Genomic DNA, 12845 nt, shown 5'->3' with positions numbered 1-12845 from the left:
CGCGGGCCGTTTCGACGGTTCCCTGCCGCCAGGACGCTCAGCGGCGTCGAGCCAGCAGGGAACCGTCGAAACGGGGGTCGGGAACGGCCGTCAGCTGTCCAGGCAGGTCGGGCCGAGCAGCACCTTCAGGTCGCCGAACAGGGACGGGCTGGGGTTGACGCGCAGATGCACGGGCAGGCCCATGACCTCCACCCGGGAATCGCCGTGCAGGTGCAGGCGCACCTCCGATTTGCCCCGGTGGGTCCTGAGGACTTCACCGAGTTCGTTGACCACGGCCTCGGTGGCCTTGTGCGTCGGCATGGTGATCACCAGCGGCCCGTCCAGGCCTTCGCTGAGGTCCGGCACCGAGAGTTCCATGCAGTTCAGGGCCACCGCGCCGTCGTCGCGGCGCTGCAGCCGGCCCTTGACGACGACGATCAGGTCCTCGGCCAAAACCGAGGCGATCGGTCCGTAGACCTGGCCGAAGAACATCACTTCCACAGAGCCGCCGAGGTCCTCGATCTCGGCGCGCGCGTAGGCGTTGCCGCTGGCCTTGGCGATCCGGCGGCTGAGCGAGGTGATCATGCCCGCGATGGTGATGATCGCGCCGTCGTGCGGTCCGTCCTCGGCGATGATCGAGGTGATCGACTGGTCCGCGTGCTGGCTGAGCAGCCCCTCGAGGCCCTGCAGCGGGTGGTCCGAGACGTAGAGTCCGAGCATGTCGCGTTCGAAGGAGAGCTTGTCCTTCTTCTCCCACTCGGGCAGTTCGGGGATCTCGATGCTCAGCGAGGACTCCGACTCGGTGTCATCGATGCCGGCGAACAGGTCGAACTGTCCGATCGCCTCGTTGCGCTTGAGCGTGATGACCGAGTCGATGGCTTCTTCGTGGATCATGGCCAGGGCACGGCGGTGGTGGCCGAGCGAGTCGAAGGCGCCGGCCTTGATCAGGGATTCGATGGTGCGCTTGTTGCAGACCACCGCCGGGACCTTCATCAGGTAGTCCTTGAAGGAGGTGTAGGCGCCTTCGCGTTCGCGGGCGGCCACCATCGCGTCGACGGCGTTGGCGCCGACGTTGCGGATGGCTCCCATGCCGAAGCGGATGTCGTTGCCGACCGGGGTGAAGTTGAGCGCTGACTCGTTGACGTCCGGCGGCAGCACGGTGATGCCCATGCGGCGGCATTCGTTGAGGTAGATCGCCGATTTGTCCTTGTCGTCGCCGACGGAGGTGAGCAGGGCCGCCATGTATTCCGGCGCGTAGTGAGCCTTCAGGTACGCGGTCCAGTAGGAGATCACGCCGTACGCGGCGGAGTGCGCCTTGTTGAACGCGTAGTCGGAGAAGGGCAGCAGGATGTCCCAAAGGGTCTTGACCGCGGCCATCGAGTAGCCGTTGTCCTGCATGCCCTGGGAGAAGCCGGCGAACTGCTTGTCCAGCTCGGATTTCTTCTTCTTGCCCATGGCGCGGCGCAGGATATCGGCCTGGCCCAGGGTGTAGCCGGCGAGCTTCTGCGCCACCGCCATGACCTGCTCCTGGTACACGATCAGGCCGTAGGTGCCGCCGAGGATCTCGGCGAGCGGCTCCTCGAGCTCGGGGTGGATCGGGATGACGTCCTGGATCTTGTTCTTGCGCAGCGCGTAGTCGGTGTGCGCGTTGGCGCCCATCGGTCCCGGGCGGTACAGCGCCAGCACGGCGGAGATGTCTTCGAAGTTGTCAGGCTTCATCAGCTTGAGCAGGGAGCGCATGGGCCCGCCGTCGAGCTGGAAGACGCCCAGGGTGTCGCCGCGGGCCAGCAGCTCGTAGGAGGCGGCGTCGTCCAGGGCGAGGGATTCGAGGTCCAGGTCCACGCCGCGGTTCATTTTGATGTTTTCCAGTGCGTCGGAAATGATCGTCAGGTTCCGCAGCCCGAGGAAGTCCATCTTGATCAGGCCGAGGCCCTCGGAGGTCGGGTAGTCGAACTGCGTGATGACCTGGCCGTCCTGGAAGCGGCGCATGATCGGGATGACGTCGATGATGGGGTCCGAGGACATGATGACGCCGGCGGCGTGGACACCCCACTGCCGCTTCAGGCCCTCGATGCCGAGCGCGGTCTCGAAGACCTTCGCGGCTTCCGGGTCCGTGCTGATCAGCTGCCGGAAGTCCCCGGCCTCACCGTAGCGCTTGGCCTCGGGGTTCTGGATGTCGGCCAGCGGAATGTCCTTGGCCATCACGGCGGGCGGCAGCGCCTTCGTGAGCTGCTCGCCCATGCTGAACGGGTAGCCCAGCACGCGGGAGGAATCCTTGAGGGCCTGTTTGGTCTTGATCGTGCCGTAGGTGACGATCATGGCGACGCGTTCGTCGCCGTACTTGCGTGTCACATAGTCGATCACTTCCGAGCGGCGCCGGTCATCGAAGTCGACGTCGAAGTCGGGCATGGAGACGCGGTCCGGGTTCAGGAAGCGCTCGAAGATCAGGCCGTGGTGCAGCGGGTCCAGGTCGGTGATGCGCATGGCGTAGGCCACCATGGAGCCGGCACCGGAGCCACGGCCGGGGCCCACCCGGATGCCGTTGTTCTTGGCCCAGTTGATGAAGTCGGCCACCACCAGGAAGTAGCCCGGGAAACCCATCGAGGTGATGACTTCGAGCTCGTAGTCGGCCTGCTGGCGGACCTTGTCCGGGATGCCCTGGGGGTAGCGGTAGCGGAGACCCTTGTCCACTTCCTTGACCAGCCAGGACGTCTCGTCCTCCCCTTCCGGGCAGGGGAAGCGGGGCATGTAGTTGGCGCCGGTATTGAACGACACTTCGCAGCGTTCGGCGATCAGCAGCGTGTTGTCGCAGGCGTCGGGGTGGTCGCGGAACAGTTCCCGCATTTCCTGCGGCGACTTCAGGTAGTAGCCGCTGCCGGAGAAGGCGAAGCGTGAACCGCCGTTGTCATACGTGGGCTCCAGCAGGGTGGAGCCGGACTGGATGGCAAGCAGGGCTTCGTGCGCCTTGGCGTCGTGCTCGTGCGTGTAGTGCAGGTCGTTCGTGGCCACCAGCGGGAGGTTCAGCTCCTTGGCCAGCCGCAGCAGGTCCCCGGTGACGCGCCGCTCGATGTCCAGGCCGTGGTCCATGAGTTCGCAGAAGTAGTTCTCGGCGCCGAAGATGTCGCGGAACTCGGCCGCGGCCTCGAGGGCTTCCCGGTACTGCCCGAGCCGGAGCCGCGTCTGGACTTCGCCGGACGGGCAGCCGGTGGTCGCGATCAGGCCCTCGGAATAGGTATTCAGCAGCTCGCGGTCCAGCCGCGGCCACTTGCCGAAGACGGAGTCCAGGGAGGCGATCGAGGAGGCACGGAACAGGTTCCGCATGCCGACGTTGTTGTAGCTCAGCAGCGTCATGTGCGTGTAGGCGCCACCGCCGGAGATGTCGTCCTTGCGCTGGTTCTCTTCGCCCCAGCGCACGCGGGTCTTGTCCGTGCGCGCGGTCCCCGGCGTGACATAGGCCTCGACACCGATGATCGGCTTGATGCCCTTGTCGGTGGCCCGCTTCCAGAAGTCGAACGCCCCGAAGAGGTAGCCATGGTCGGTGGTGGCCAGGGCGGGCATGCCCAACCGCTCGGTCTCATCAAAGAGTTCCCCGAGGCGCGCCGCGCCGTCCAACATGGAGTACTCGGTGTGGTTGTGGAGGTGGACGAACGAGTTGTTGCTGGAAGTCACCGAATCATTCTAGTGCCGGGCAGCGACACCCACGTGCCCGGCGCGGCGGTAGGTGCGGACCTCCGCTAGGCGTTGCCGGACTCCAGTACCTCGAGGGCATACTTCAGGTCCTGCGGGTACTCGCTGGTCACGGTGACCCGCTCCCCGGTCCGGGGGTGGTCGAAGGACAGCTGCCGGGCATGCAGCCACTGCCGGGTCAGGCCCAGGGTGGCCGCGAGCCGGGGGTCAGCCCCATAAGTCAGGTCCCCGGCGCAGGGGTGGCGCAGCGCCGCGAAGTGCACCCGGATCTGGTGGGTGCGGCCGGTTTCCAGGTGCACCTCCACGAGCGAGGCCTTGCCGAAGGCTTCCAGCACCTCGTAGTGGGTGATCGAGTCGCGCCCGTCCTCGATCACGGCGAAGCGCCAGTCGTGGCCGGGGTGGCGGCCGATGGGCGCGTCGATGGTGCCGGCCAGCGGGTCCGGCAGGCCCTGGACGACGGCGTGGTAGACCTTGTCCACGGTGCGCTCCTTGAAGGCCCGCTTGAGTGCCGTATAGGCGTTCTCGGTCTTGGCGACCACCATGACCCCGGAGGTGCCGACGTCGAGCCGGTGCACGATCCCGGCGCGTTCCGGCGAGCCGGAGGTGGAGATCCGATAACCGGCGCCGGCGAGGCCGCCGACGACCGTCGGCCCGACCCAGCCGGGCGACGGGTGCGCTGCCACACCAACGGGTTTATCGACGACGACGAACTCGTCGTCGTCCAGCAGGATTTTTAGGCCTTCCACAACTTCCTCCACAACTTCCAGCGGGTCCCGGCGCTCCGGCACGACGACGTCGAGCTCGCCGCCGGCGCTGAGCTTGAGGGACTTCCCCACGGCTTTGCCATGGCTGCTGACGTTGCCCTCCGCGATCAGCGTGGCCGCTTGTGACCGGGAGATCTCCATCAGCTTCGCCAGCCCGGCGTCCACCCGGACGCCGGCCAGCTCCGCCGGGACGGTGAAGTGCCGGCGTTCCGGCGCATTGGCCGGGCCGGGCTCAGACATTGTGTTCCCGTCCGTTTTCTTCCAGCACAGCCGGCCGGCCGGCGCTGCTGTCCCGGCGCGGGTTCAGCCGTGAGCCGTCAAGCGCCACACCGCGCAGCGTCAGCAGGCAGATGATGACGACCGAGGACACCACGGCGGAATCGGCGATGTTGAAGATCGCGAAGTTGGGCAGCTGGATGAAGTCCACCACATGGCCCATCGCGAACGAAGGTTCGCGGAACAGCCGGTCGGTGAGGTTGCCCAGCGCGCCGCCCAGCAGCAGCCCCAGCGCCAGCGCCCACCAGGCGGAGCCGAGCTTGCGCAGCTGCAGCAGGATCGCGATGGAGACCGCCGCCATGATGATCGTGAAGACCCACGTGACGTTCTCACCGATCGAGAACGCGGCACCGGAGTTGCGGATGTAGTACCAATGCAGCAGAGGCGGCAGCACCGGGATCCGTTCCCCCTCGGTCATGGTCGACGTGACCCAGAGTTTGGTCAGCTGGTCGAACACGTAGGCGAACACCGCGAATCCGGCGAAAAGGGTGAGCAGCAGGGCGCGGCGCGGTTTGCGCGCCGGCGCCACTGCGGCGTCCGCGGGCTGGGCGGCGTCCGCGGGCTGGGCGGCGTCTGGGGTTGGTGCGTCAGTCATAGTGCTTTCGTTCCGGTGCCGGGGGTGGCTGGGGGCTTGCTGCTTGCGCGTGCAGGCACCCGAAGGAGGCCGCGAAGGCGGCGGTTAATGCCAAAAGCCGGTGGCCGAGGAGTCCTCAGCCACCGGCTTTCAGAATACTTGTAAAACGTCCTAGTTGGCTTCGACCTCGGGGGCCGCAACCGAACCACGGGCGTCCAGATCACGCAGCTGGCCTTCGATGTAGGCCTTCAGACGGGACCGGTAGTCGCGCTCGAAGCCGCGGAGCTGCTCGACCTTGCGCTCCAGCACGGAGCGCTGCTGCTCGAGGGCACCCAGGATCTTGCGGGACTTTTCCTGCGCGTCGTTGACGAGGCTGCTGGCTTCGATCTGCGCTTCGGCGATGATCTTGTCACGCTGCTGTTCGCCGTCGGCGACGTGCTTGTCGTGCATCTGCTGCGCCATGGCCAGCAGGCCGGCAGCGGACTCGGCGGACGCGGTGGCGGCGACGGGGGCCGGGGCTGCTGCCGGAGCGGGAGCCTTCTCGGCTTCCTTCTTCTTGGCGGCGGCGGCTTCGGCGGCCTTTGCCTCGGCTTCTGCCTTGGCGCGGTCTTCCTTCTCGGCCTTGACGGCTGCCGGCACCTTCTCCACGACGGGAGCGCCAGCAGCGGAGCTGGCGGCCGTGCCGGAACCGGCTTCGGCGAGCTTCTTGCGCAGCTCGTCGTTCTCCTGGTTCAGGCGTCGCAGTTCAACGACGATCTCGTCCAGGAAGTCATCAACTTCGTCCTGGTCGTAGCCTTCGCGGAACTTGGTCGGCTGAAAGCGCTTGTTGACAACGTCTTCTGGCGTCAAAGCCATCTGGTCACCTCGTTGGTCTAGTTAGTCAGTAGGCCTTCCGGCCGTCAAAACTACGGTACCTAAATATGGTCTGGTTCCTCTAATTCAACACCGCAGTGTCAAACCGGAGTTTTTATCTTTTGTGGCAAGCGGACCGGGTCCGTTGCCGGATTACGTGGCGATCGGCTGCGCGTAGGTGAAGTACCTGGCGAAGCCCATGGCCACGGAGACGGCCAGGAAGAGCACCAGGAATGCCAGGTCCAGCGAGATTCCGCCGAGCCGCAGCGGCGGGAGGATCCGGCCAAGCAGTTTGAGGGGCTTGTCTGTGATTGAGTACACAGTGTGGGCGGTGACGAGCGCCACGCCGCGCGGACGCCAACTGCGGGCGAACATCTGCACCCAGTCGAAGATCAGGCGGATGATCAGGGCGACAAAAAAGAGCAGCAGTGCGATATAGACAAGTCCGAAAACAATTCCCATGAGTTAACTCATATCTCCATGATCATTCCGGATACCGCAGTGTCCTGACAGTGGTTGCGCATCCATTCCAACACGTCTATTCCAACACGGAAACCTCAGCACGGATGCCAGGCAGGTACCCCTGCCTGGCATCCGAACGGGAATCCTGGGCTAGCTCTGGTTGAAGAAGGCGGCCTGCGTCTCGCTGACCTTCTTGTCGTCACCGATCACTTCGACGTACGACGGCGAGAGCAGGAACACCTTGTTGGTCACTCGCTCGATGCTGCCGCGCAGGCCGAACACCAGACCTGCGGAGAAATCGACGAGGCGCTTCGCGTCCGCCTCCCCCATGTCGGTGACGTTCATGATGACGGGGATGCCGTCACGGAAGCTTTCACCGATGAGCTTGGCGTCGTTGTAGGACCGCGGGTGGATCGTGGTGATCTGCCGGAGGCCGGTGGTCTCTTCGCGGCTGGCGGCCGCTCGCTTGATGGGTGTCACGGGTGCGCGGTATTCCTCTTCAGCGGCGTAGGGCTCTTCCCTGGGGGCTTCGCGGACGGGTGCCGGCGCGCGGCGCTCTTCGCGGTCGTGCTCCATGGAATCGTCCTCATCCTTGTGCGGTGTGTGATGCTCGGACTCGTAGTGTTCGTCGCCATCAGCGAGCCCAAGATAGATCATTGTCTTGCGCAGACCGCCAGCCATGGTCGACTCCTAATCGTGTCCGTATGGGGGCCGCTTAGTGACTCGACAGTTCTGGAGTCACTTCATTGGAATCCCCGCCATTACCTTCCAATACGTTGAACCTACCGCAAGGCCGGGCGCGGACCGAGAATATCGGAGCCTATTCGAAGGTGTGTCGCTCCGAACCGGATGGCCGCTTCGAGGTCCTGGCTCATTCCGGCGGAGATGGCCGTGGCCTGCGGATGGTCAGCGCGCAGCCGAGCGGAGATTTCCGCCAGCTTTTCGAACGCCCCCTCGGGCGCCGCACCCAGCGGCGCCACGGCCATCACGCCGGCCAGCCGGAGTCCGGCCGCCGCGGAGAGCTGTTCGCCCAGGGCCGGGACGTCCGCGGGCAATGCGCCGCCGCGGTGCCCGTCGGCGTCCTCGTCCAGGCTGACCTGGATGAAGCACTCGAGGTCCCCGCGGCCGGTTCGATCCTGCTCCGCGCGTACAGACTTGGCCAGGGCGTCGACGAGTTGCGGCCGGTCCACGGAATGCACGGCGTGGGCGTACTTCACGACGGATTTGGCTTTGTTGCTTTGCAGCTGGCCGATGAAGTGCCAGCGCAGTTGCAGTTCCTGCAGCCGGGCCGCCTTGTCCGCTGCTTCCTGGTCGCGGTTTTCGCCGACGTCGGTGACGCCGAGGGCGGCGAGCCGCGCGACATCCTCGGCCGGGTGGAATTTGGTCACCACGATCAGCTGCGGCGCGGCGTCCCGTCCGGCGTCGGCCGCCGCGGCGTTGATCCGCTGCCGCACGGCGTCGAGCCGTTCGCGGAGCTGCTCGAGGCGCGGATCTCCTGCCGCTGCAGCCGGCACGGTCATTTGGCTGCTCCGGCAGCTTCGCCGCCGGTCCAGACCAGGCCCGCAAACCGGCCCGTGCGGCTGTTGCGCCGGTAGGAGTACAGGCCCTCGTCCTCGCGGGTGCACCCGCCGGAGTATTCGACGGCGACCCCCTCGGCTTCGAGCTGGCTGCGGACCCCGGCCGGCAGGTCCAGCCCCGGGGTGCCCTGGGCGGTCGTGCACCAGGCCGCCGGGACGATTGCCGCGACGTCCGCGCGCATGGCTTCCGGAACCTCATAGCAGGTCCCGCAGATGGAAGGGCCGATCCAGGCACTGATGTCCGCGGCTCCCAGAGCACGCATCCGCGCCACCGCGGCCGGCACCACACCGGCGGCCAGGCCCGGCCTTCCGGCATGTACGACGCCGAGCACCGGCTCCGCGGGGCCGCCCTCTCCCACCAGCACGATCGGCACGCAGTCGGCCACCATGACCGCCAGCGGCTCCCCGGTGGAGACCATGGCGTCGGCGGTTGGCGCATCGGCGGTGGCCGCATCGGCGTGCGCTGGGCCGGAGGCCAGGGCAGTGCCGGCGCTGGAGATGAGGGCCACCTCGCTGCCGTGGACCTGGTTCATGAACCGGAAGCGGCGTGAGCCGAGCCCGGCGGCCCGCTCGAGCATTTCCCGGCGCCGGCGCACCGCGGCCGGGTTGTCCCCGACATGGAGCGCCAGGTTGCCCGCCGCAACGTTGGTGAAGGCCGCCCAGACACCGGGCCGCACCTCAGCTCGCCAGGAGAACACTCAGCACACCGCCACTTCAGGAACCGGAATCATTGAAAAACCCATACCAAACACCGTAACCCCGCCAAAGCACCATGGCACCGCCGGAGGCAGTGCCATGGTGCTGATTGCTGCTTCTTGGACCGATGCCTACTTCAGGAAGTCAGGCACATCCAGGTCGTCCGAGTGGCGGCCGGAGAGATCCGGTTCGACGACGGAGGGCAGGTCCACATCAAAGCCCGAGTCGGCCGGCACGGCCGAGGGGCGCTGCTGGCCCCAGTTGCTGAGCCCGGACGCACCGACGCCGGCGTGCAGCGGCTGGACCGGCGCGGAAGCGGGCGCCTGGGCCGGAGCCGGGGCGGGAGCGGCAGGGCGGGCCGGAGCGGGCTGGGACTGGTCCATCGACGGCGAGGTGGCCTTGACGTCGTCGAACCCGGCCGCGATGACGGTCACGCGGGCTTCGTCGCCGAGGGCGTCGTCGATCACGGCGCCGAAGATGATGTTGGCCTCCGGGTGGGCCACTTCCTGCACCAGGCGGGCTGCCTCGTTGATTTCGAACAGGCCCAGGTCCGATCCGCCCTGGATGGAGAGCAGGACGCCGTGGGCGCCGTCGATGGAGGCCTCCAGCAGCGGCGAGGCGATGGCCAGCTCGGCAGCCTTGACGGCGCGGTCTTCGCCGCGGGCCGAACCGATGCCCATGAGCGCGGAACCGGCACCCTGCATCACGGACTTGACGTCCGCGAAGTCAAGGTTGATCAGGCCCGGGGTGGTGATCAGGTCGGTGATGCCCTGGACACCGGAGAGCAGGACCTGGTCGGCGGAGCGGAAAGCGTCCAGCACAGAGACGTTGCGGTCGCTGATGGAGAGCAGCCGGTCGTTCGGAATGACGATCAGAGTGTCGACCTCGTCGCGCAGGGCGTCGATGCCGGCTTCGGCGGAGCCGGCGCGGCGTCGGCCCTCGAAGGTGAACGGGCGGGTGACGACGCCGATGGTCAGCGCGCCGAGGGAGCGTGCGATGCGGGCCACGACGGGTGCGCCGCCGGTGCCGGTGCCGCCGCCTTCGCCGGCGGTCACGAAGACCATGTCGGCGCCACGGATGACCTCTTCGATCTCGTCGGCATGGTCCTCTGCTGCCTGCCTGCCGACCTCAGGATTCGCACCGGCTCCCAGGCCGCGGGTCAGTTCGCGTCCGACGTCGAGCTTGACGTCTGCATCGGACATCAACAGCGCCTGCGCGTCCGTGTTGATGGCGATGAATTCGACGCCGCGAAGACCGACCTCGATCATGCGGTTGACTGCGTTCACGCCACCGCCGCCGATGCCGACGACCTTGATGACGGCCAAGTAATTCTGCGGAGCTGCCACGTTACGTGTCCCTTGTTCGTGTTCTATTGCGAAAACTGATGGAGTCGAGCTTGAGGCTTTGAACCTTAACCTTCCAGTTGAAGGTTATAGTTATGTCAAGTAACTCATGTCTGTGACGCTATTTCCTATCCAGAGGACATTCAATAACCGGCTCCGCGTGTCGCGGTAATACCGGTGAAATGCCGTCCGTTTCTGCTTTTTTGCTGCCTGGTGGCTGCGCCGGGTCCCGGCGGATGCACCATTTCCACTATCGCCCGCGCACGGCGCGATATAAGTGATGGAGAGCTATCGGGTGACCGGGTGCCGGGGCACGCTGACGTCGTAGATTGCCACTGGGTTTTTGGGATCCGCGGGCGCCTTCAGTAGGGCCGTGAGCACCCTGGCTTTCAGCTCCTTCTCCCCCGCGTTGCCCCAGACGATCGTCTGGCCGTCCACGAGTTTGAGTTCCACGGCGTCCACCGACTTGGCCGAGGCATCGGAGAGCCGGGCCAGGACGTCCGGCGGGAGCGCCCCGAGAACCCCGGTGATGGCGTGGAACAGGTCCTTGGGCAGCGCGCCTCGGCCGCCTTCGATGACCGGAAGCTTTATCGAAGCCGGGTCCTTGGCCTTTCCGAGCTGCACGCCGTCGACGTCGACCAGCTGGTACACCTCGGCCTGCTTGACCAGAGCCACCGGGACGCGCTCGGTGATTCGGACCTGAAGCGTGGACGGCGGCCGGGCCTGGGTGGTGACGGCTTTGACCTGGACCAGCGGCTGCAACAGCCCGCTCACTTCCTCATCGCTGATCTGTGTCAGGAGCTTGCCCTGAAGCGGCGCCAGGGCGGCCTTGACCTGTTGAGTGCTGAGGATCCGGTTGCCCTCCACGGTGACGGTGTGAACGGCAAGCCACGGCGAGTACACGGCCGCTGCCACGATCCCTGCGATGAGCACCGCAATTGCGGCCACCGTCGTGAGGATGATCCGGCGCCGCCGTTTGGCCTTCGGTTCGGGGAAGGCGAGCACATTCCCGCGCTGAGGCTCCGGCGTGCCGGCCCCGGCCGGGTCTCCGGCTGGGGTCGTGCCGGCGGAAGAGGTGCCTGCGTGGTCCGCCTTGGACGCCGAAATGACGTCCTCCTGCCCTGCCGCCGGCCGGTCGGAGGCAGACCCGCGCGGGCCGGTGGGGTACGGGGGCCGGCGCGTGCTAGCCACCGGGCGCCTCGACCGTCAGCGCCTCGACGATGAGCGGGCCGTAGGCAGTGACGTCGCCCGCGCCGGCCGTGAGGACGATGTCCCCCGGAGCCGCGGCCTCGAGCACAGCCTTGACAGCCTCGTCGCCGGGGCCCACCAGCCGTCCGCCCCGGCCGAGGTGGTCCGCGATCAGCTGGCTGGTAACGCCGGGAATGGGATCTTCCCGGGCCGGGTAGATCTCCAGCACCAGCGCGGTGTCAGCGGCGTTGAGGGCCTCCGCGAACTCGTGCGCGAACTCCCGGGTCCGGGAGAACAGGTGGGGCTGGAAGAGGACGTGGACCCGGTGTTCGCCGGCCACCGAGCGAGCCGCGGCGAGGGCCGCCCGGACCTCGGTGGGATGGTGGGCGTAGTCGTCGTAGACGCGCACGCCGCGGCCCGCGCCCTTGAATTCGAAGCGGCGTGAGGCGCCGGAGAAGTTGGCCAGCGCGCCGGCGGCGGTTTCCGGGGCGATACCGAGTTCGAGCGCCACCGCGAAGGCCGCGGCGGCGTTGAGCGCGTTGTGCCGGCCGGGCACTTGGAGTTCGACGGCAAAGCGGCCTGCGGGCGTCGAGATCCAGACGTCGCCCGGTCCGCCGTCGTGCAGCCTCACCTCGGCGTCCGCCGCGGTGCCGTAGAGGAGCACGCGGGTGTTGCCCCGGTCCCGGGTGCGCAGCGCGAGGGCGCGGGCGCCGTCGTCGTCGGCACAGGCCACCAGCAGGCCGTCAGCGGGCAGCAGCTCGGTGAAGCGGTCGAAGGAGGCATAGACGGCCTCCGCCGTGCCGTAGTAATCCAGGTGGTCCGGCTCGACGTTGGTCACGACCGCGATCTGCGGGCGGTAGTTCAGGAACGAACCGTCCGATTCATCTGCTTCCGCGACGAAGACCGGGGAGGTTCCGGTGGCCGCGTTGACCCCCAGGGCGGGGACGTTGGCGCCGATGGCGAAGGACGGGTCCAGCCCGGCGCCCTGCAGGAGCACCGTGATCATCGACGTCGTGGTGGACTTGCCGTGCGTGCCGGCGACCGTGACGGCCGTGTCCTGCGCCATCGTCGCGGCCAGGGCCTCGGAGCGGTGCAGCACCGGTAGCCCGGCGGCGCGGGCGGCGGCCAGCTCGGGGTTGTCCGGGCGGATGGCCGAACCGGCGACGACGGTCTGCGCGTCGCCCAGGTTTGCCGGGTCATAGCCGACGGCGATCCGCGCGCCGGCCGCGGCGAGTTCGGCCATCACCGGCAGGTCTTTGGCGTCGGAGCCGCTCACCGGCACGCCGCGGGCCACCGTGATGCGCGCGACGGCGGACATCCCCACGCCGCCGATGCCGATGAAGTGCACGCGCCCCAGGGAGTCCTGGGTGCGGACCGCCGGCGGGGTGCCGTTCTGGGCCTGGGTCATTGCTTTACCGCTTCCTGCCTGCTGTTCAAAGTGCTCGGT

General features: G+C 67.3%; 11 protein-coding genes. All 11 read right to left on the bottom strand.

What is annotated here, in order from left to right:
* Nucleotides 1-90: 90 nt before the first annotated feature.
* The 11 genes from dnaE to murC all read right to left on the bottom strand — a co-directional run bounded on the left by dnaE (nt 91) and on the right by murC (nt 12806).
* Nucleotides 91-3648 carry a DNA polymerase III subunit alpha gene (gene dnaE, locus AC1DH3_RS13315; RefSeq protein WP_476909508.1) on the bottom strand — a complete coding sequence of 1186 codons (3558 nt, stop codon included), beginning with the start codon at nt 3646-3648 and terminating at the stop codon, nt 91-93.
* Between the two features lie 65 nt (nt 3649-3713).
* The gene (locus AC1DH3_RS13310) at nt 3714-4670 is read right to left on the bottom strand and encodes an RluA family pseudouridine synthase (RefSeq protein WP_476892745.1); all 957 of its coding nucleotides are present in this window, start codon (nt 4668-4670) and stop codon (nt 3714-3716) included.
* Nucleotides 4663-5301 carry a signal peptidase II gene (lspA, locus tag AC1DH3_RS13305; protein ID WP_476892746.1) on the bottom strand — a complete coding sequence of 213 codons (639 nt, stop codon included), beginning with the start codon at nt 5299-5301 and terminating at the stop codon, nt 4663-4665. The genes AC1DH3_RS13310 and lspA overlap by 8 nt, the downstream gene beginning before the upstream one ends.
* Nucleotides 5302-5451: 150 nt before the next feature.
* Complete coding sequence (locus AC1DH3_RS13300; RefSeq protein ID WP_441418874.1) at nt 5452-6135, bottom strand: DivIVA domain-containing protein; 684 nt, start codon at nt 6133-6135, stop codon at nt 5452-5454.
* A 150-nt stretch (nt 6136-6285) separates the two neighbouring features.
* The gene (locus tag AC1DH3_RS13295) at nt 6286-6594 is read right to left on the bottom strand and encodes a YggT family protein (protein ID WP_441418875.1); all 309 of its coding nucleotides are present in this window, start codon (nt 6592-6594) and stop codon (nt 6286-6288) included.
* A gap of 150 nt (nt 6595-6744) precedes the next feature.
* A complete protein-coding gene (locus AC1DH3_RS13290; RefSeq protein ID WP_175321607.1) occupies nt 6745-7275 on the bottom strand; it encodes a cell division protein SepF in 531 nt (176 codons plus the stop codon).
* Between the two features lie 101 nt (nt 7276-7376).
* Entirely contained in the window at nt 7377-8114 is a 738-nt protein-coding gene (locus AC1DH3_RS13285; protein WP_476909507.1) for a YggS family pyridoxal phosphate-dependent enzyme, read from the bottom strand.
* On the bottom strand, nt 8111-8869 hold the full coding sequence (locus tag AC1DH3_RS13280; protein WP_476909506.1) for a purine nucleoside phosphorylase YfiH/LACC1 family protein: 759 nt from the start codon (nt 8867-8869) through the stop codon (nt 8111-8113). Before AC1DH3_RS13280 ends, AC1DH3_RS13285 begins: the two co-directional genes overlap by 4 nt.
* 129 nt (nt 8870-8998) lie before the next feature.
* Entirely contained in the window at nt 8999-10213 is a 1215-nt protein-coding gene (ftsZ, locus tag AC1DH3_RS13275; RefSeq protein ID WP_175321604.1) for a cell division protein FtsZ, read from the bottom strand.
* A gap of 285 nt (nt 10214-10498) precedes the next feature.
* Nucleotides 10499-11401 (bottom strand): cell division protein FtsQ/DivIB, encoded by a 903-nt coding sequence (locus AC1DH3_RS13270; protein ID WP_476909505.1) that lies wholly within the window; start codon nt 11399-11401, stop codon nt 10499-10501.
* Nucleotides 11394-12806 (bottom strand): UDP-N-acetylmuramate--L-alanine ligase, encoded by a 1413-nt coding sequence (murC, locus tag AC1DH3_RS13265; protein WP_476909504.1) that lies wholly within the window; start codon nt 12804-12806, stop codon nt 11394-11396. The genes AC1DH3_RS13270 and murC overlap by 8 nt, the downstream gene beginning before the upstream one ends.
* Nucleotides 12807-12845: the final 39 nt, after the last annotated feature.

Source organism: Arthrobacter sp. 05L428 (assembly GCF_056397665.1).
Note: the sequence above shows the minus strand (reverse complement) of the source record. Positions and strands in the feature narration are given on the sequence as shown.